General features: G+C 73.4%; 20 protein-coding genes. 10 read left to right on the top strand and 10 right to left on the bottom strand.

Translation table 11 applies throughout. The features are described 5' to 3' along the window. Nucleotides 1–91 precede the first annotated feature (91 nt). The 7 genes from ABEE00_RS13980 to ABEE00_RS13950 form a co-directional block, all read right to left on the bottom strand. Nucleotides 92–1,819, bottom strand: a complete 1,728-nt coding sequence (locus ABEE00_RS13980) for an alpha/beta hydrolase (protein ID WP_345745744.1) — start codon at nucleotides 1,817–1,819, stop codon at nucleotides 92–94. A gap of 212 nt (nucleotides 1,820–2,031) precedes the next feature. After that, entirely contained in the window at nucleotides 2,032–2,916 is an 885-nt protein-coding gene (locus ABEE00_RS13975; RefSeq protein ID WP_345745743.1) for an urease accessory protein UreD, read from the bottom strand. Beyond that, nucleotides 2,913–3,611, bottom strand: coding sequence for an urease accessory protein UreG (ureG, locus tag ABEE00_RS13970; protein WP_345745742.1), 699 nt, complete (start codon nucleotides 3,609–3,611; stop codon nucleotides 2,913–2,915). Before ureG ends, ABEE00_RS13975 begins: the two co-directional genes overlap by 4 nt. Nucleotides 3,612–3,663: 52 nt before the next feature. Further along, entirely contained in the window at nucleotides 3,664–4,332 is a 669-nt protein-coding gene (locus ABEE00_RS13965) for an urease accessory protein UreF (RefSeq protein ID WP_451918570.1), read from the bottom strand. A gap of 128 nt (nucleotides 4,333–4,460) precedes the next feature. After that, on the bottom strand, nucleotides 4,461–6,182 hold the full coding sequence (locus ABEE00_RS13960) for an urease subunit alpha (RefSeq protein WP_345745741.1): 1,722 nt from the start codon (nucleotides 6,180–6,182) through the stop codon (nucleotides 4,461–4,463). Then, nucleotides 6,175–6,486 (bottom strand): urease subunit beta, encoded by a 312-nt coding sequence (locus ABEE00_RS13955; RefSeq protein ID WP_345745740.1) that lies wholly within the window; start codon nucleotides 6,484–6,486, stop codon nucleotides 6,175–6,177. Before ABEE00_RS13955 ends, ABEE00_RS13960 begins: the two co-directional genes overlap by 8 nt. A gap of 207 nt (nucleotides 6,487–6,693) precedes the next feature. Then, nucleotides 6,694–6,996 (bottom strand): urease subunit gamma, encoded by a 303-nt coding sequence (locus ABEE00_RS13950; protein ID WP_345745739.1) that lies wholly within the window; start codon nucleotides 6,994–6,996, stop codon nucleotides 6,694–6,696. Between the two features lie 800 nt (nucleotides 6,997–7,796). On the opposite strand from ABEE00_RS13950, the gene ABEE00_RS13945 reads away from it, so the two are divergent. After that, on the top strand, nucleotides 7,797–8,075 hold the full coding sequence (locus ABEE00_RS13945; RefSeq protein WP_345745738.1) for a DUF1876 domain-containing protein: 279 nt from the start codon (nucleotides 7,797–7,799) through the stop codon (nucleotides 8,073–8,075). 75 nt (nucleotides 8,076–8,150) lie between these two features. Here ABEE00_RS13945 and ABEE00_RS13940 read toward each other — a convergent pair whose 3' ends face one another. Then, nucleotides 8,151–8,456, bottom strand: a complete 306-nt coding sequence (locus tag ABEE00_RS13940; RefSeq protein ID WP_345745737.1) for a type II toxin-antitoxin system Phd/YefM family antitoxin — start codon at nucleotides 8,454–8,456, stop codon at nucleotides 8,151–8,153. 53 nt (nucleotides 8,457–8,509) lie between these two features. Between ABEE00_RS13940 and ABEE00_RS13935 the strand changes: the two genes are divergently transcribed. Together ABEE00_RS13935 and ABEE00_RS13930 are read left to right on the top strand one after the other, a co-directional pair. Next, on the top strand, nucleotides 8,510–9,139 hold the full coding sequence (locus tag ABEE00_RS13935; RefSeq protein ID WP_345745736.1) for an ATP-dependent Clp protease proteolytic subunit: 630 nt from the start codon (nucleotides 8,510–8,512) through the stop codon (nucleotides 9,137–9,139). A gap of 13 nt (nucleotides 9,140–9,152) precedes the next feature. After that, nucleotides 9,153–9,464, top strand: coding sequence for a hypothetical protein (locus ABEE00_RS13930; RefSeq protein WP_345745735.1), 312 nt, complete (start codon nucleotides 9,153–9,155; stop codon nucleotides 9,462–9,464). A gap of 103 nt (nucleotides 9,465–9,567) precedes the next feature. Here the strand turns inward: ABEE00_RS13930 and ABEE00_RS13925 are convergent, their stop codons facing one another. Beyond that, nucleotides 9,568–9,999, bottom strand: a complete 432-nt coding sequence (locus ABEE00_RS13925; protein ID WP_345745734.1) for an ATP-binding protein — start codon at nucleotides 9,997–9,999, stop codon at nucleotides 9,568–9,570. A gap of 350 nt (nucleotides 10,000–10,349) precedes the next feature. On the opposite strand from ABEE00_RS13925, the gene ABEE00_RS13920 reads away from it, so the two are divergent. Both ABEE00_RS13920 and ABEE00_RS13915 read left to right on the top strand, forming a co-directional pair. After that, on the top strand, nucleotides 10,350–11,249 hold the full coding sequence (locus ABEE00_RS13920; RefSeq protein WP_345745733.1) for a helix-turn-helix domain-containing protein: 900 nt from the start codon (nucleotides 10,350–10,352) through the stop codon (nucleotides 11,247–11,249). 23 nt (nucleotides 11,250–11,272) lie between these two features. Then, the gene (locus ABEE00_RS13915) at nucleotides 11,273–11,494 is read left to right on the top strand and encodes a DUF397 domain-containing protein (protein WP_345745732.1); all 222 of its coding nucleotides are present in this window, start codon (nucleotides 11,273–11,275) and stop codon (nucleotides 11,492–11,494) included. A 35-nt stretch (nucleotides 11,495–11,529) separates the two neighbouring features. Here the strand turns inward: ABEE00_RS13915 and ABEE00_RS13910 are convergent, their stop codons facing one another. Beyond that, nucleotides 11,530–12,711, bottom strand: coding sequence for an 8-amino-7-oxononanoate synthase (locus tag ABEE00_RS13910; RefSeq protein WP_345745731.1), 1,182 nt, complete (start codon nucleotides 12,709–12,711; stop codon nucleotides 11,530–11,532). 151 nt (nucleotides 12,712–12,862) lie between these two features. On the opposite strand from ABEE00_RS13910, the gene bioB reads away from it, so the two are divergent. The 5 genes from bioB (at nucleotide 12,863) to ABEE00_RS13885 (ending at nucleotide 17,828) form a co-directional block, all read left to right on the top strand. Next, on the top strand, nucleotides 12,863–13,927 hold the full coding sequence (gene bioB / locus ABEE00_RS13905) for a biotin synthase BioB (protein WP_345745730.1): 1,065 nt from the start codon (nucleotides 12,863–12,865) through the stop codon (nucleotides 13,925–13,927). Beyond that, nucleotides 13,920–15,359, top strand: coding sequence for an adenosylmethionine--8-amino-7-oxononanoate transaminase (locus ABEE00_RS13900; RefSeq protein ID WP_345745729.1), 1,440 nt, complete (start codon nucleotides 13,920–13,922; stop codon nucleotides 15,357–15,359). The genes bioB and ABEE00_RS13900 overlap by 8 nt, the downstream gene beginning before the upstream one ends. 80 nt (nucleotides 15,360–15,439) lie before the next feature. After that, nucleotides 15,440–16,168, top strand: coding sequence for a dethiobiotin synthase (bioD, locus tag ABEE00_RS13895; RefSeq protein ID WP_345745728.1), 729 nt, complete (start codon nucleotides 15,440–15,442; stop codon nucleotides 16,166–16,168). A gap of 84 nt (nucleotides 16,169–16,252) precedes the next feature. After that, nucleotides 16,253–16,939: a hypothetical protein gene (locus ABEE00_RS13890; protein ID WP_345745727.1), complete on the top strand. Its 687-nt coding sequence runs from the start codon at nucleotides 16,253–16,255 to the stop codon at nucleotides 16,937–16,939. A gap of 211 nt (nucleotides 16,940–17,150) precedes the next feature. Further along, nucleotides 17,151–17,828 carry a class I SAM-dependent methyltransferase gene (locus ABEE00_RS13885; protein WP_345745726.1) on the top strand — a complete coding sequence of 226 codons (678 nt, stop codon included), beginning with the start codon at nucleotides 17,151–17,153 and terminating at the stop codon, nucleotides 17,826–17,828. The last annotated feature ends 34 nt before the right edge of the window (nucleotides 17,829–17,862 follow it).

Raw genomic sequence — 17,862 nt, 5'->3', positions numbered from 1 at the left:
AGGAACAGGACCCCAGCGGGAACAGGACCGGGGCGGCCCCAATGTGCGTGGGGCCGCCCCGGGTTGCTGCTGTGCGCTTGTGCGGCGGTGCTTACGGGCGCGCCATGCCCGCCCGGTCCTGCGGCTGCGCGGGGCCGGTCAGCGTCTCGGCGACGTCGGAGACCGCGCGGTCGGCCGTGGCCGGTGCCAGCTTCGGCTCCGGCGTGGCGTGCGGCGGGCAGGTCACGTCCTTGCGGTCGACGCTGCCCTTGAGCAGGTAGGCGTCGATGCGCTGGTTCAGGCAGGGGTTCTTCACGTTGGTGATGCCGTGCGAACCGGCGTCCCGCTCGGTGATCATCCGCGAGCCCTTGAACCGCTTGTGGAGCTCGACGGCGCCCGCGTACGGGGTCGCCGCGTCGCGCTCGGACTGGGCGATCAGCACCGTCGGCAGGCCCTTGCCCGTGCGGACCTCGACCGGGGTCCGCTGCTTCTCCGGCCAGGTGGCGCAGGGCAGGTTCATCCAGGCGTTGGACCAGGTCAGGAAGGGGTACTTCTTGTGCAGCCTGGTGTTGTCACGGTCCCAACGCGACCAGCTCGTGGGCCACTTGGCATCGTTGCACTCGACGGCGGTGTAGACGGCGTTGCCGTTCTCCGCCGTCTTGTTGCCCGCCTTGTCGGACATGTCCGGTCCTGCGGCCTTGACCAGCGTGTCCTCGTCGCCCTTGAGGTAGGCGGCCCAGACGCCGGCGACCTCGGCCCACATCTCGTCGTAGTACGGCGCGTTCTGGAAGAAGCCGGTGAGCTCGGCCGGGCCGACGACGCCGCCGACGGGCTTCTTCTTGGCGGTCGCGCGCAGCTTCTCCCACTGCTGCTGGACCTTCGCCGGGGTGTCCCCGATGTGGTAGGTCGCGTCGTGCTTGGCGACCCACTCCTTCCAGTCGCTCCAGCGGGTCTCGAAGGCCACGTCCTGCTCAAGGTTGGCCTTGTACCAGATGTTGTCCCGCGCGGGGTTCACCACGCTGTCCACGACCATGCGGCGCACGTGCCCCGGGAAGAGGGTGCCGTAGACGGCGCCGAGATACGTGCCGTAGGAGACCCCGAGGTAGTTGAGCTTCTTGTCGCCCAGCGCCGCGCGGATCACGTCCAGGTCGCGGGCCGTGTTCGGGGTGGTCATGTGCGGGAGCAGGGCGCCGGTGCGCTCCTTGCAGCCGTCCGCGTACTCCTTGGCGAGCTTGCGCTGCGCCAGCTTGTCGGCCTCGTCGTCGGGCACCGGGTCGGCCTTCGGCGCCTTCACGAACTCCTGCGGGTCCTGGCAGGAGATGGGCGCGGAGTGGCCGACGCCGCGCGGGTCGAAGCCGACGAAGTCGTACGCCTTCGAAGTCTTCGTCCACAGCGGGTTGTTGCTCGTCACACGGGCCGGGAAGCGCATGCCCGAGCCGCCGGGGCCGCCCGGGTTGTAGACGAGCGAACCCTGCCGCTCGTCCTTGCTCCCGGTGCTCTTCGCACGGTCGACGGCGAGCTTGATGGTGCGGCCGTGCGGCTTGGAGTAGTCCATGGGGACCGTCACATAGCCGCACTGGATGGGCTTCTTCAGCCCCCAGTCGGCCGGACAGTCCTGCCAGTCGATTCCGTGCTTCGCGGCGCGCGCCGCGGCGATGCGGACCCCGAGGTCCTCCGCCTGGCTGCTGTTCGCCGCCGCGCGGGTGCTGGTGCCGTGCCGGTCCTGGCCGCCTCCTGCGCCGGTCGTGTCGGCGAGAGCGGGTGCGGCGAGGACCCCGGCTATGAGGGCTCCCGACGCGAGGGCCGCGGCCGAACCGGCCGCTGTCTTCCGTCTGTTCACGGTGAATCCCCCTGAGAGGTGGCGCCGCTGGTGGCGGCGCGTTCCGGTGGCCACCCGGTGACCACGGGGTGATCAACCGGTTGTCAGGTGGATCCTGTCTCCTCGCGGGCCGCGAGGGACAGACCGCACAGGTGTTCTTTACGGATTGTTTCCCGAACGAGACGAACACGCACCCCGCACCGAATCTCCCTCTTCCGCTCACACCCGCGCGGTCACGGCGCGGAAGCCCCCAGGAAACGGTCCAAAACCGTCCGAACGCGCAACGCGTCCTCCGCGACGGCCGTCACCAGCACCGCGGGCCCGGCGAGCGGAGTGACCGCGGCCGTTCCGCCCTCCAGCACCCGCGCGGCGGGCGGCCCGTCCTTCTCGAACTCCGGGTCCACGATGAGCAGTTGCCCCACCGCGCGCCGCCCGGCGAGCACCGCGGGCCCGTCCCAGCCCGGCGCGCCCTCCCCGTACGCCAGCTCCTGGTCCAGGAGGGGCCGGCCCTCGCGGTGCACGGTCAGGCGGGTGCGCAGCCGTCCCGGGGCCTCGCCGGTGCGGCCGAGCACCTGCTCGTCGCGCAGGACCAGCCGCGCCGTGCGGGCGATCCTGACGCGTACGGACTGGCGCAGGTCGCTGCCCGCCGCCGAGATCACGGGCTCGGGCAGCCAGTGCGCCTCGGCGCCCTCGCCCACGGTGAGGTCGGTCTCGTACGAGGCCGAGTCGCCGCCGCGTCCGGGCAGCGCGATGGTCGCCGCGCTGCCGTCCATGCGCAGCCGCGCGCCGTCCTCCACCCGCGCCACGATGGAGAGTTGGTCGCCGTTGAGGGGCGCGCTCATGGCGCCGACGAGGGTCACCCGGGCCCAGGAGCCGTGCGCGCGGGTGCGGCGGAGCGCGAGCGGTCCTTCGCCGCTGCGCAGCGGGAGCCGGGTGCCGCCGCGCCCGTCCGGTACGGCGGTGAGCCGCGCGGTGGCCCGTACGCCGTAGCCGGGGCTGTGCGGGGCGCCGACCGCCTCGCCTGTGCGCGCGGCGGGCACCGCGTACGCGCTCTCCCACAGGGGCGGGGCGCCCGCGCGGCTCTCGCCGGCGGGCGCCTCGGCGTGCTCGGCCGTCATGCGGCTGCGGGGGCGCGGGACGCCCAGTCGGCGAGCTGCTCGCGCACCCAGTCGGCGACCGGGCCGACGCCCTCCGAGCGCAGCGACTGGAAGGCGACGGGGAGTTCGCCGCGCGCGGCCTTGGCGTCCCTGGCCATGCCGTCCAGGTCGGAGCCGACGTACGGGGCGAGGTCGGTCTTGTTGACCACGAGCAGGTCGGCGGTGGTGACGCCGGGCCCGCCCTTGCGCGGGATGTCGTCGCCGCCCGCGACGTCGATGACGAAGATCTGCGCGTCCACCAGGCCCTTGGAGAAGGTCGCGGTGAGGTTGTCGCCGCCGGACTCGACCAGGACCAGGTCGAGCGGTCCTACCTCGTCCTCCAGATCCTCGATGGCCTCCAGGTTGGCCGAGATGTCGTCGCGGATCGCGGTGTGCGGGCAGGCGCCGGTCTCCACCGCGGTGATCCGCTCGGGCGGCAGCACGGCCTCCTTGAGCAGGTAGGCGGCGTCCTCCCGCGTGTAGATGTCGTTGGTGACGACGGCGAGGCGGAAGCGGTCCCGCAGCTCCCGGCACAGCGCCGCGACGGTCGCGGTCTTGCCGGAGCCGACCGGGCCGCCGAGGCCGATGCGCAGCGCGCGGCGGGTGCCGTCGGGGCGTACGGGGTCGGCGGCGTGGGTGTGGCGCTGCGGGAAGGTCTCTCCGTGGTCGAGGTGCATGCCGTACTCCAGTCGAAGCGGTCCGCCGGAACGGACGGTGGGGGTCGGAGGCTCAGGACGCGAACAGGCGCACGGGCCAGGTCGCGTGGTCCTCCGCCGTGATGTCGAGCAGGGGCGCCGAGGCGGCGGGCAGCGCGTCCAGGTCGCCGGCCAGTGCGGCCGCCGCGGCGCGCTGCGCCACCTCGTCGAGGTCGGATGTGAGGTGCGCGAGCACGCCGGTCGCGTCGAACGGGTCGAGGCTCAGCAGCCGCACGGCGGCGGTCGCGGGCCCCGAGACGCTCTCGTAGGCGGAGGCGTACGCGGCGTCCAGCGGGTCGAGCCCGGCGGCACGCGCCGCGAGGCCGAGCACCACGGGCTGGTGCGCGCCGCGCGGGAAGGCCGCGGCGCACGCGTCCAGTTCGGGCGAGGGCCAGGTGGCGCGGGCCGCGCGCATCATCTGGCGGCCCAGCTTGCGCGCGGTGCGCCGCAGTTCGGGCGAGGGCGTGCGGGCGTCGGCCGCCGCGTCGAGGTCGCGCGGATCGTGCTGTCCGGTGCAGGCGGCGGCCGCCAGCGCGGCGCCGACCAGCCCCACGGTGTGCAGCCGCCCCCGGCAGAACTCGGCGAGCGAGGCGGCTCCGGTGATCCGGCCCGCCTTCACGGCCGCCTCGGCCCCGGCGGAGTGCGCGTGCCCTCCGGCGGGGAAGCGCCCGTCGGCGAGCACCAGCAGTGCGGCTCGGGTCATGGGCTCCTCGCGCTCTTCTCGGGGGTGGTGCCGCCGTGGCGGCGGGTGTGCCCCGGGGCCGGGAGGGGGGCAAGCGGCCCCGGGGCGGTCCGCGTCCGGCGCGCGCGGCGCCGGAACAGAGGGCGCGGCTAGAACAGGAAGTACCGCTGCGCCATGGGCAGTTCGGCGGCGGGAGCGGGCTCGACCGTCTCGCCGTCGATGGTGACGGTGAAGGTGTCGGGCTCGACCTTCACGTCCGGCATCGCGTCGTTCTGCCGCATGTCGAGCTTGGTCACCCCGCGGGTGTCCTTGATCGCGGCGAACCGCTTGCCGAGCCCCAGCCGCTCTTCCAGGCCGTCCTCCAGCGCCGTGCTGGTGACGAAGTTGAAGGAGTTGTGCGCGGGGGCCGTGCCCGTGGCGCCGAACATGGGCCGCGGTAGGACGGGCTGCGGGGTGGGGATCGACGCGTTGGCGTCGCCCACCTGCGCGTACGCGATCTGCCCGCCCTTGATCACGACCTGCGGCTTGATGCCGAAGAACGCCGGGTCCCACAGCACCAGGTCGGCCAGCTTGCCCGGTTCGACGGAGCCGATGTCGCCGTCCATGCCCTGCGCGACGGCCGGGTTGATCGTGTACTTGGCCACGTACCGCCGTGCCCGCAGGTTGTCCGCGCGGCCGTCGCCCGCCAGCGCCCCGTACCGCTTCTTCATCACGTGCGCGGTCTGCCAGGTGCGCAGCACGACCTCGCCGACCCGGCCCATGGCCTGCGAGTCGGAGGAGATGATCGAGATCGCGCCCAGGTCGTGCAGCACGTCCTCGGCGGCGATGGTGGAGGGCCGGATGCGGGACTCGGCGAAGGCCAGGTCCTCGGGGACCGCCGGGTTGAGGTGGTGGCAGACCATCAGCATGTCGAGGTGTTCCTCGATCGTGTTGACGGTGTGCGGCCGGGTCGGATTGGTGGACGAGGGCAGCACGTTGGGCTGCCCGACCACGGTGATGATGTCCGGCGCGTGCCCGCCGCCCGCACCCTCGGTGTGGTACGAGTGAATGCCGCGCCCCGCGATGGCCGCGAGCGTGTCGCCGACGAACCCGGCCTCGTTCAGCGTGTCGGTGTGGATGGCGGTCTGGGCCCCGGTCTCGTCGCACACGCTCAGCGCCGCGTCGATCACCGCGGGCGTCGCGCCCCAGTCCTCGTGGATCTTGAAGCCGACGGCCCCGCCGCGGAGCTGGCTGTACATGCCGTCCCGCGACATGGTGTTGCCCTTGCCGAGCAGGCCGATGTTCACGGGCATGTTCTCCATGCCGGCGAAGGTGCGCGCCATGTGCCAGGGGCCCGGGGTGACGGTGGTGGCCTTGGAGCCCTCGGCCGGACCCGTACCGCCGCCGACCAGGGTGGTGATGCCCGAGGCCAGCGCCTCGTCCACCATCTGCGGGCAGATGAAGTGCACGTGCGCGTCGATGGCGCCCGCGGTCACGATCTTGCCGTTGCCCGCGATGATCTCGGTCTCGGGGCCGATGACGAGGTCGGGGTGCACCCCGTCCATGGTGTCCGGGTTGCCGGCCTTGCCGAGCGCGGTGATCCGCCCGTCCCGTATCCCGAGATCGCCCTTGACCACGCCCCAGTGGTCCAGGACCAGGACGCCGGTGATCACGGTGTCGGCCGCGCCCTCGGCGCGGGTGGTGCGGGCCTGGCCCATGGACTCGCGGATGACCTTGCCGCCGCCGAAAACGGCCTCGTCACCAGAGCGTCCGGGTCCGCCCGAGCGGTCCTCCTCGATCTCCACGACCAGTGCGGTGTCGGCGAGCCTGATCCGGTCGCCGGCTGTCGGGCCGAACAGGTCGGCGTATGCGGCACGGGACAGCTCAGTCATCGAGGGCTCCTGCGATCTCGCCGCGGAATCCGGCGACGTAGCGCTTGCCGCGGAACGGTACGAGGGTGACGTCGACGGGAATGCCGGGCTCGAAGCGCACGGCGGTGCCGGCGGCGACGGCGAGCCGCTTGCCGCGCGCGGCCTCCCTGTCGAAGTCGAGGCCGGGGTTGGCCTCGGCGAAGTGGTAGTGGGAGCCGACCTGCACGGGGCGGTCGGCGGAGTTGAGAACGGTGAGCCTGGTGGTCTCGGCGCCTTCGTTGAGGCGGACCGGATCGTCGGCGAAGAGGATTTCTCCTGGCGTCATCGGCGGCGCTCCTGGGGACGGCGTGGCGGAGGGGCGGGCGGATTTCCGCGCCCTCTGTCGGACTCCGCCGCACGCGGCGTGGGGGACCGCGTGGGCACGGTGGGCTTCCGCGTACGCACGGGGACGTCCGCATGCGTGCGGTCGTACGGCGGGTACGCGCGGTGGCCGCGGGCTACGAGGGCTCGCGCTGGGGGAGGAAGCCGGGGGTCACGCGATCGGCTCGTGCACGGTCACGAGCTTGGTGCCGTCCGGGAAGGTCGCCTCGACCTGCACGTCGTGGATCATCTCCGGTACGCCGTCCATCACCTCGTCGCGCCCGAGCACGGCGCGGCCGCTCTCCATGAGCTCCGCGACGCTGCGCCCGTCTCTGGCGCCCTCGAGGACGTGCGTGGTGATGAGGGCGATCGCCTCGGGGTGGTTGAGCTTCACGCCGCGTTCGCGGCGCTTCTGCGCCACGTCGGCTGCGACGTGGATGAGCAGCCGTTCCTGCTCATGCGGTGTCAGTTGCATGGTCTCCCACTTCACGGTCGTCGCGCCGGGGCGGGAACGCCCGGTCACTTACGGCGACGCACACGCGAAATAGGTGTATCACACACTGGAATCACGGGCGCCTCCCAGGGCCCGCGACGCTAGTGAGACGCCGTTTCGCCTGCGTTAACGCACGTTTGTCGACGTGTATCCGGGACGGAGGTGCGCACCGGCGGCCCAACCCCTCCTGGAATGACGCGGATTCCCGCTCCGGACGGGGCGCCGCGCGGGGCCCGGTGAGGCCCGGTCACGGCGGCAAGAAGCTACGGCGCGCCCGCGCCCCGGGGAACCTCTCCCCGCAAGAACAGGGAGGATCTTTGCGCATCCATGGCCGTCGGTATACGGAAACGTGCGGGCCCGCAGAAGCGGGGGCCACGCGGGGGTGAGGACGGCTGACCTCGCATTGACCCGCGGGGTCGCGTGGCCTCGTGCTCCTGCGGTCTCGCGGTCCTGCGGCCTCACGCCCCTGTGGCCTCGCGGTCCTGCGGCTTCGCGGTCCTGTGGCCGCGCGGTCCCGTGGCCCCGCGCTCCTGTGACCTCGCGGTCCCGCGGCTTCGCGGTCCTGCAGTCCCGTGGCCCCGCGCTCCTGCGGCCTCGCCGATCCTGCGGCCCTGCGGCTCCGCGACTCTGCGTCCGCACGACGGCGCCCGGCACCCGTTGGCCGGTGGACGCACTGGCCGCGCGGCCCCGCGCGGAGGACCCTGGGAGTACAAGCGTCACCCGAGGGCCGGGCTCCGGGGTGAGCGCGGGGCCCGGCGCTCCCGCCACAGGAGTTGAGCGCCATGCAGACCCCCACGCGGCCCGGCTCGCGGGCCAAGGAGTGGACGGTGCGCATCCAGGTCACCGAGGACGGGGACGACACCTGGGCCCGCGCCGTACTGACCACCGACAACGGCACCGAGGTCATCGGCACCGGAGTGGCCCGGCGCAACCCGGTCGACCGCCCCGTCCCCGAGATCGGCGACGAACTGGCCACCAGCCGCGCCCTGGAACACCTCTCCCACCGCCTCCACGACGTGGCCTCCAGCGACATCGCGCACCTGGCGGGACCGGCGCGCTGAACGGGGAGGGCACCGCCGACGAGCAGAATCGGGCTCGGGAGCGCGCTCAGATCTCACACCGCGCCCCCGCTCCCCTCAACTCCCCCCGCCGGCCCCCCTCTTCCCCTCTCCTCCGCCGCTCCTGTCGTGGGCCGCGATGCCGAATCTGCCGTGTTCACCCGGAGCGGACGTGAGGTCGTGGACCGTGGAGACGGTGCTGATCGTCCCGTTCTGGTCGCGGGCGTCCTCGGCTTCGAGTCGTTCCAGGTCAGCGGCCGACACCAGGGCCACCAAGGGCTTGCCGTGGCGGGTGACGGTCACGCGCTCGCCGCCGTAGACCACGCGGTTGATCAGCTCGGCCAGCTCCGCACGTGCTTGCGTCACAGGGATCTCGTACGCCATGCTCCCCAGCGTACCGTCTGTACATTTTGTACATTCTCGGAGGGAGAGACGGCGTGCCCAGTAATCGCTATGTGCTGCCGGAGTTCCAGGAGCGCACCAGCTCCGGCAACCGCACCCTCGATCCGTACGCGAAGCTGCTGGAGGAGCGGATCGTCTTCCTGGGGACCCCGATCGACGACACCTCGGCCAACGACGTGATCGCGCAGCTCATCCACCTGGAGGGCGCGGCGCCCGACCAGGCGGTCTCGCTGTACATCAACTCGCCCGGCGGCTCGGTCACTTCGATGACCGCCATCTACGACACGATGCAGTTCATCTCCTGCGAGGTGGAGACCACCTGCCTCGGCCAGGCGGCGTCCGCCGCCTCGGTGCTGCTCGCCGCCGGCGCCCCCGGCAGGCGGATGGCCCTGCCCGGCGCGCGGATCCTCCTGCACCAGCCCGCGCTGAGCGAGCCGGTCCAGGGGCAGGCGGCGGACCTGGAGATCCAGGCGCGCGAGATGCAGCGCACCCGTGAACTGCTGGAGGAGCTGTACGCGCGCCACACCGGCCGCACCCCCGCCCAGGTGCACGCCGACCTGGAGCGGGACACCATCCTGACCGCGGAACAGGCCGTCGGGTACGGGATCGTCGACCGGCTCACCGAGAGCCGCAAGGCGCCCCGTACCCCCGCGCGGCTCGGCTGAGGCGGCGCGGGGGATGCCGGGGCCGCCGCCCGAACTCCCTGAGCTGCCCGCGCTGACGCGGGCCGAGGGCGAGTTCGTCGACCGCTACCTGGAGGTGCTGGACCAGCTCGGCCGCATCAACCCGGCGCGCTCCACGGGAACTTACGGCGCGCTGCGTGCCGCCCAGGCGCTCGCCTCCAGCGCGTGCGCGCTGCGGGACGCGCTGGCGCTGATGCACGAGCGGGGCGAGAGCGAGGTGCACGGGGCCACCCTCGTACGGGCGCTGAGGGTGCTGGACGGTGAGCGCAGGGCCGCGCGGGTGGGGCTGCCGCCGGCGCGGGAGTAAGGGGGCCGCGAACGCGCGTACAGGCGCGGCGGGTTGGCTCCGTACGCCACCCGCGCAAGCCGACGCCCCCAGGTCGCCGGCCCCCTCAAGCAGGAGGCGCCCCTCACGTCACCGGCAGCGGCTGCCACGGAAGCGTGATCCAGACCGTCTTGCCGCCGTCCACGGTCGGGGTGACGGTCATGGTGCCGCCCGCCTCGGCCGTGAGGCAGCGGACGATCATCATGCCGCGCCCGTTGTCCTGCTGGACCGCGGCGGGGAGCCTGCGCGGCATCCGCGGATGGCGGTCGCTGACGCCGAGGCACAGCTCCTCGCCGCGCGTCAGCCGCACCTCGACGGTGAACTCCGGGGACTCGCCCCGGGTGTGCTGCACCGCGTTGGTGGCCAGCTCGGAGACGATCAGCCGGACGGCCTCGACCGCTTCGCCCCCCGCGGGCACTCCCCACTCGGCGAGCATGTCGGTCACATATCTGCGTGCCGTGGTGACCGAGCCGGGTGAGCTCGGAAGAGTGATGGCTGCTTCCTGGTCGTCTGCCATGGCGGCGCTGTCCCTTTCCCACCGGGCCGGTGGCTCCGCCGGTGCGGATGGTGCGACGGGGCTTACTCGGACGGCCGCCGGGCTGCGGCGCCCGCTGCAGAGGCTGCTCCGCGCCAGAGTGCCATCGCGCTGGCCGCGATGCGGCCGATCCCCCAGGATGTGCATATATCTGTCGCCCGAAGAAGTGAACTCTGCTGCGGCAGACCGTATTTGGGCGGCACCCCCGTTCCGTGCGCCTGCTCCCGCCCCGGAGCCACGCGGGCGGCCGCACGCGCGGGGTGCGCCGGGCGGGGCCCGGTGGGAATCCGGCGGGGATCTTGTGGGAATCCGGGCGGGAGAGGAGTACGGGCATGCACCACGCCCCTGCGGTCCGGCGCAGGAAACTGGGCGCCGAGCTGCGAAGACTGCGCGGCGACGCCGGCCTCACCAGCGGCGAGGCGGCACGCAGGGTGGGCTGGCACCAGTCGAAGGTGAGCCGCATCGAGACCGGGCGCAGCGGCGTGAAGCCGGCCGATCTGACCCTGCTGCTGGACGTGTACGGGGTGCACGACCTCGGGCTGCGCGCACTGCTCGCGGCGCTGTCCGGCGCTGACGCGCCCGCACCGGCGCCCGATGCACGGGAGGCGCGCAACGGCGGACGGGGGCGCGGCTGGTGGTACTCCTACCGCGACCTCCTGCCGCCCGCCTACCGGGACTTCATCGCCCTGGAGACGCAGGCCGTACGGGCCCGCACGCTGGAGACCTCGGTGGTGCCCGGCCTGCTGCAGACCCCGGCGTACGCGCGCGAGGTGACCCGCGCCGCGCTCGGCGGACGCGTGCCGCGGGAGCGCGTGGAGTCGCTGGTGGAGGTGCGCATCGCGCGGCAGGGCGTGCTGTGCGCCGCGCCGCCGCTGGAGCTCGACGTGGTGCTGGACGAGGCGGTGCTGCGCAGGGAGGTCGGCGGTCCCGAGGTGATGGCGGAGCAGCTGCGGCGGCTGGCCGTGGCCGGGACCCAACCGCATGTGCGCCTCCAGGTGTTGCCCTTTGCCAGCGGAGTGCACATCGGAGTCACAGGGCCTTTCGTAATTTTCTCGTTTCCGCGCATCGCTGACTTGGATGTGGTTGTTCTCGACCACCTGACGAGTAGCCTCTACGTCGAGGGGCAGGACGAACTCCGTGCCTACAGCGCGGCGTTCGACACCCTGCGGGCACACGCCTTGTCGTACGAGGACTCTCTCGCGTTCATCGCCGGGATCGGCGGGGACGCGTGAGGACACGTGAGGAGAGGCCGAGCATGCCGGCAGCACTGCCACAGCACGGAGGCTGGATCCGCAGCAGCCACAGCACCGTGAACAGCTGCGTCGAGATCAGGCCTGAGCACGCGCATCTGTCGGTGCGCGACTCCAAGGACCCGGAAGGCCCGCGCCTGCGGTTCACCTCAGCCGCGTGGACCACGTTCCTGGGCTCCGTACGAGGTGCCGTACGGGATTCCGTACGAGGTCGAGAGCGCGGGTGACCGCGCGCGCCAACAGGGCCCCGGCACACACCACTTCACGGCGCGCAGCCCACCACCGTGCGCACAGCCCGGTCCAGATCCGCGTCCGAGAGGTCGCCGCGGGCGGTCAGGCGCAGGCGTGAGATGCCGTCGGGCACCGAGGGCGGGCGGAAGCAGCCCACCTGGAGCCCGGCGGCGCGGCAGTCGTCCGCCCAGCGCACGGCGTCCTCGGGACCCGGCGCGCGCACCGAGACCACGGCGGCGTCGGGACGGGTGACATCCAGTCCGGCGGCGTCGAGGCGCCGGTGCAGCGCGGCGGCGACGGCGCGGGTGCGCTCGGCGCGATCCGGTTCGCGGCGCAGGAGGCGCAGGGCCGCGAGTGCGGCGCCGGTCGCGGCCGGCGCGAGGCCGGTGTCGAAGATGAGTGTGCGCGCGGTGTTGACCAGGTGCTCGATCACCGCGGCCGTGCCGAGGACGGCGCCGCCCTGGCTGCCGAGCGACTTGGAGAGTGTGGCGGTCACGACCGTGCCGGGCGTTCCGGCCAGGCCCGCGGCGTGCACCGCGCCGCGGCCGCCCTCCCCCAGTACGCCGAGGCCGTGCGCGTCGTCGACGATGAGCCCGGCGCCGTACTCCGTACACGCGTCGGCGAGTTGGGGCAGCGGCGCGGCGTCGCCGTCCACCGAGAACACCGAGTCGGTGACCGCGACGGCGTGCCCCTCATGGCCGTCGAGCGCCTTGCGCACGGCGGCGGGGTCGGCGTGCGGGACCACGGCGGTCTCCGCGCGCGAGAGGCGGCAGCCGTCGATGAGCGAGGCGTGGTTGGAGGCGTCCGAGACGATCAGGCCGCCGCGGCAGGTCAGCGCGGTCATCGCGGCGAGGTTGGCCGCGTAGCCGGAGGAGAGCACCAGGGCCGCCTCGAAGCCGCAGAAATCGGCCAGTTCGGCCTCGAGTTCGGCATGCAGCCCGGTGGAGCCCGTGACCAGCCGCGATCCCGTCGAACCCGCTCCCCAGCGGCGCGCGGCGGCGGCCGCGCCCTCGGTGACCTCGGGGTGCCGGGCGAGGCCCAGGTAGTCGTTGCAGGCGAGGTCGAGGAGCGGGGATGCGGCGGCGCGGGGGCGCAGCCGCCGCACCAGCCCGGCGCGTTCGCGCGCCGCGCGGGCCTCGGGAAGCCAGCCGAAGGGGGCGGGCGCCGGGGCGTTCCGCGGGGGCGCCGCGGGGCGGCGAGGGGATTCGGGCATGGGTGGGCGGCTCCCGTTGATCTGTAGGGTTTGCATGAACGTTAGCGGCTGATAACCGAGCTCAGGGTGTGGCAATACCCACAGCTGTCTCCGGACGTGTTGTGGGGATCCTCCTTTTGCAAGACCACTGTCATGGGCAAGGATCGGCGCCATGGAGCTGATGGACACCCTGGTGGACAAGGGACTGCGCGCTGAGCCTCCGACCCGCGCCGAGGCGCTCGCGGTGCTGGAGACGTCCGACGAAGAACTGCTCGATGTGGTGGCCGCTGCCGGGAAGGTGCGCAGGCACTGGTTCGGCCGCCGGGTCAAGCTCAACTATCTGGTGAACCTCAAGTCCGGGCTGTGCCCCGAGGACTGCTCGTACTGCTCGCAGGCGCTCGGCGCCGACGCGGGGGTGCTCAAGTACACGTGGCTGAAGAAGGACGAGGCCGTCGCGGCCGCCGAGGCCGGGCTCAAGGGCGGCGCCAAGCGCGTGTGCCTGGTGGCCAGCGGGCGCGGGCCCACGGACCGCGACGTGCAGCGGGTCTCGGAGACGATCGAGGCGATCAAGGAGCAGGAGCAGGGCGTCGAAATCTGCGCCTGCCTGGGGCTGTTGTCCGAGGGCCAGGCGGAGAAGCTGCGCGCAGCCGGCGCCGACGCGTACAACCACAACCTGAACACCTCGGAGTCCACGTACGCCGAGATCTGCTCGACGCACACCTACCAGGACCGCAAGGACACGGTGGAACACGCCAAGGGCGCGGGTCTCTCGCCCTGTTCCGGGCTGATCGCGGGCATGGGCGAGAGCCACGAGGACCTGGTGGACGTGGTGTTCGGGCTGCGGGAGCTGAACCCGGACTCGGTGCCGGTCAACTTCCTCATCCCGATCGACGGCACGCCCTTCGAGGACAAGTGGCTGCTCACGCCGCGGCACGCGCTGCGGATCCTGGCGATGGTGCGGTTCGTGTGCCCGGACGCGGAGGTGCGTCTCGCGGGCGGGCGCGAGGTGCAGCTTCGCTCGCTCCAGCCGCTCGCGCTGCAGATCGCCAACTCCATCTTCCTGGGCGACTACCTGACCACCGAGGGTCAGGCCGGGCAGGCCGACCTCGACATGATCGCGGACGCGGGCTTCGAGGTGGAGGGCACCGACACCACCACGCTGCCCGAGCACAGGGTCGAGGACCTGGTCGCGGTGCGCCGCCGCGGAGCGGGCACGGAGCTGCCGCCCAATGCCTGAGCAGGGCATGACCGGGCACGACACGGGGATCGGCGCCGGTCACAGGGGGACCGGCGCCGCCCTCGGCACGGAGCGATTTGGCACGGAACGACTCGGCACGGAACGACTCCTCGCGCTGGACCGGCAGCACGTCTGGCATCCGTACGCGCCGATGCCGGGCCGCACCGACCCGCTGGTGGTCGAGTCGGCCTCCGGCGTACGGCTGCGGCTGGCCGAACCCGCGTACGGGCAGCGCGAGGTGGTGGACGGCATGGCCTCGTGGTGGTCGGCGGTGCACGGCTACCGGCACCCGGTGCTGGACGAGGCGGCGCACGCGCAGCTGGACCGGATGAGCCATGTGATGTTCGGCGGGCTCACGCACGAGCCCGCGGTGCGGCTGGCGACGCGGCTGGCGGACATGGCGCCCGAGGGTCTGGAACACGTCTTCCTCGCGGACTCCGGCTCGGTGTCGGTGGAGGTCGCGGTCAAGATGTGCCTCCAGCACTGGAGTTCGCTGGGCAGGCCGGAGAAGCGGCGGCTGATGACCTGGCGCGGCGGCTACCACGGTGACACCTGGCACCCCATGTCGGTGTGCGACCCGGAGGGCGGCATGCACCGGCTGTGGTCGGGGGCACTGCCCGTGCAGGTCTTCGCCGACGCGCCGCCGGCCGGTCACGGCTCCGGCTCTGGCTCCGGCTCCGGTTCCGTTTCCGCCGCCGGCTTCGACGCGGAGCCGGATCCGGCGTACGTGGCGCACCTGCGGGACACCGTGGCCCGGCACGCGCACGAGCTGGCCGCTGTCGTGGTCGAGCCCGTGGTGCAGGGCGCGGGCGGCATGCGCTTCCACTCCCCCGCGTATCTGCGGGTGCTGCGGGAGGCGTGCGACGCGTACGACGTGCTGCTCGTGTTCGACGAGATCGCCACCGGATTCGGGCGCACCGGGGCCCTGTTCGCCGCCGACCACGCGGGGGTCTCCCCCGATGTGATGTGCGTGGGCAAGGCGCTGACCGGCGGTTACATGACCATGGCCGCGACGTTGTGCACCCCGCGGGTGGCCGAGGGGATTTCCCACGGCGAGCTGCCTGTACTGGCACACGGGCCCACGTTCATGGGCAACCCGCTGGCCGCCGCCGTCGCCGACGCCTCGCTCGGGCTCCTCCTGGACCAGGACTGGCAGGCCGAGGTCAAGCGCATCGGGGCGGGGCTGCGCGAAGGGCTCGCGGGCGCGGCGGAGGTGCCGGGCGTGCGCGAGGCGCGGGTGCTCGGCGCTATCGGCGTCTTGGAGCTGGACCGCGAGGTGGACATGGCCGCGGCCACCCGCGCCGCGGTGCGCCGCGGAGTGTGGCTGCGGCCCTTCCGGAACCTGGTGTACGCGATGCCTCCGTATGTGACGGGGGACGCGGACGTGGCGCTGATCTGCGAGGCGATGCGCGGCGTCGCGGAGGAGGGATGAACGTGAAAGGGCAAGCGGAACACGGGGGTTGGGGCCCGCGTGACGAAGGGCCGGGCATGTGCGTGGAGTCCGGCGCGCCCGTGGAACCCCACACTCCCGTACGGCCCGGCGTGCTCGTGGTGACCGGCACCGGTACCGAGGTCGGCAAGACCGTGGCGACCGCCGCGCTCGCCGCCGCCGCGCTGCGCGGCGGCCGTTCCGTCGCGGTGCTGAAACCCGCGCAGACCGGGGTCGCCGAGGGCGAGCCAGGCGATGTGGCGGAGGTGCGGCGGCTGGCGGGCGAGGAGGTCACGGGCGCCGAACTGGCGCGTTTCCCCGAGCCGTTGGCGCCCGCCACGGCAGCGCGGCGGGCCGGTATGGAGCCGGTGCGCCCCGCCGAGGTGGCCGAGGCGGCGGAGAAGCTGGCGGCCTCGCACGATCTGGTGCTGGTCGAGGGCGCGGGCGGGCTGCTGGTGCGGTACGACGCCGAGGGCGGGACCCTCGCGGACGCGGCCCGGCTGCTCGCGGCGCCGGTGCTGACGGTGGCCGCGGCGGGGCTCGGCACCCTCAACTCCACGGCGCTGACGGCCGAGGCGCTGGCCTCGCGGGGCCTGGAGCACGCGGGTGTGCTGGTCGGAAGCCTGCCGCCGGAGCCCGACCTGGCGTCCCGGTGCAACCTCGCCGAGCTGCACGAGGCCGCGGGCGCGCCCCTGCTGGGCGTGCTGCCGGAGGGCGCGGGGGCGATGGAGCCCGCCGCGTTCCGTGCCGCGGCACCGGAATGGCTGGCGCCGGAACTGGGCGGCACCCGGGGACGTCCGGCCCCGGGCTGACCCGCAGAACGCGCGCTAGCCTGGCGGTTCGGTGCCCGCTCCGCGCGCACGGCCCGGGGCGGGAAGCGCGGGAGGGGGCGGGCGATGAGGACCGTGGGGCGCTGGATCGCCGGAGTGCTCGGGGTGCTGCTGCTGGTGTGCGGCGCGGGGGCCGCCTGGGCCACCGCGGAACAGCGGGGCTCGGGCGGCTGGTTCACCAGCGAGGCGCACGGCTTCCGCACCACCACCCGTGCGCTGGTCGCCGACGAGGTCGACGTGACCGGCGGGCGCCCGGGCGACCCCGTGCTGGACGTGGGCGAGCTGGGCAACGTACGGGTGCACGCCACGCGGACCGACCGGCGCGATGTGCCGCTGTTCCTCGGCATCGGCCGGCGCGACGCCGTGGACCGCTATCTGCGCGGGGTGGCGAACGAGCGGCTGGACCGGGTGCGCCTGGATCCCTTCCGCACCGAGTCCACCCGCGTCGCCGGGACACGGACGCCGGCGCCGCCCGCGCGGGCCGGCGTCTGGGTCGCCACCGGGTCCGACACCCGCGACCTGACCTGGAACAAGACCTCGGGCGCCTGGTCCCTGGTCGCCATGAACGCGGACGGCTCGCGCGCCGTCGCCGTACGCGCCGACGTGGGCCTCCGCTTCGCCTTCCTGCCCTGGCTGGCGCTGGGCCTGCTCGTGGTGGGTGTGCTGGTGCTGCTCCTCCTCGCCCTGACCGGCGGCCGCGCGCGGGCCGAGCGCCGCGCACGCCGCGAGCCGCCTGCCGCTTACGGGCCCTGAGCCGCGTACGGATTCCGAACCACGTACGGATCCTGGGCCCCGTACGGCCCCTGAGTCTCGTACGGCCCCGGCGGCGCGGCCCCCGAAGGCGCGGGACTTCTCCGGGGCTCATCGGGGGAGAATCCGGAGGACCCGGGCGTACATATCAGGCCGTGCGTACGTATCAGGTAGGTACCAGCAGGACGCCGCAGTCCACGGGAGGAGCCGCCCCATGACCGCAACCGGCAGCAGGACGCGCCGCGACGCCGTGCGCCATCCGCTCTTCGCCCGCTTCTACGCGCGCTTCAGCGTGGCCGCCGACGAACGCGCCGGAGTGGCGGCGCACCGCGCCGAGCTCACCGCCGGGCTGTCCGGGCGGGTGATCGAGATCGGGTCCGGCAACGGGCTCAACTTCGCGCGCTACCCGGACTCCGTCTCCGAGGTCGTGGCCATCGAACCGGAGCGCCACATGCGCCGGTTGGCCGCGAAGGCGGCGCTGCGCGCCGAGGTCCCGGTGGACGTGGTGCCGGGCACGGCGCAGGCCCTGCCGGTCAAGAGCGAGTCCTTCGACGCGGCGGTGTTCTGCCTGGTCCTGTGCTCGCTGACCGGCGAACAGGCGGTGCGCCGCGCGCTGGCCGAGGCGTTCCGGGTGCTGCGCCCCGGCGGCGAGCTGCGCTTCTACGAGCACGGCAAGGCGCCGGGGCGGCGCGGCATGTACCTGGTGCAGCGCGCGCTGGACCGCACGGTCTGGCCGCTCGCCTTCGGTGGCTGCCACACGGCGCGGGAGCCGCTGGGCCCGGTGCGCGAGGCCGGCTTCGAGGGGCTGGACTTCCGCCGGGTGCTGGTCCCGGAGAAGGGTCCCGCGCTGCCGCACTCCTTCCATGTGCTGGGCAGCGCACGGCGCCCGTGACGGTCACTGAGGGGGCTCGGCCCGGGAGCCTCAG

Source organism: Streptomyces odontomachicola (assembly GCF_039605595.1).
Taxonomy (GTDB): Bacteria; Actinomycetota; Actinomycetes; order Streptomycetales; family Streptomycetaceae; genus Streptomyces.
Note: the sequence above shows the minus strand (reverse complement) of the source record. Positions and strands in the feature narration are given on the sequence as shown.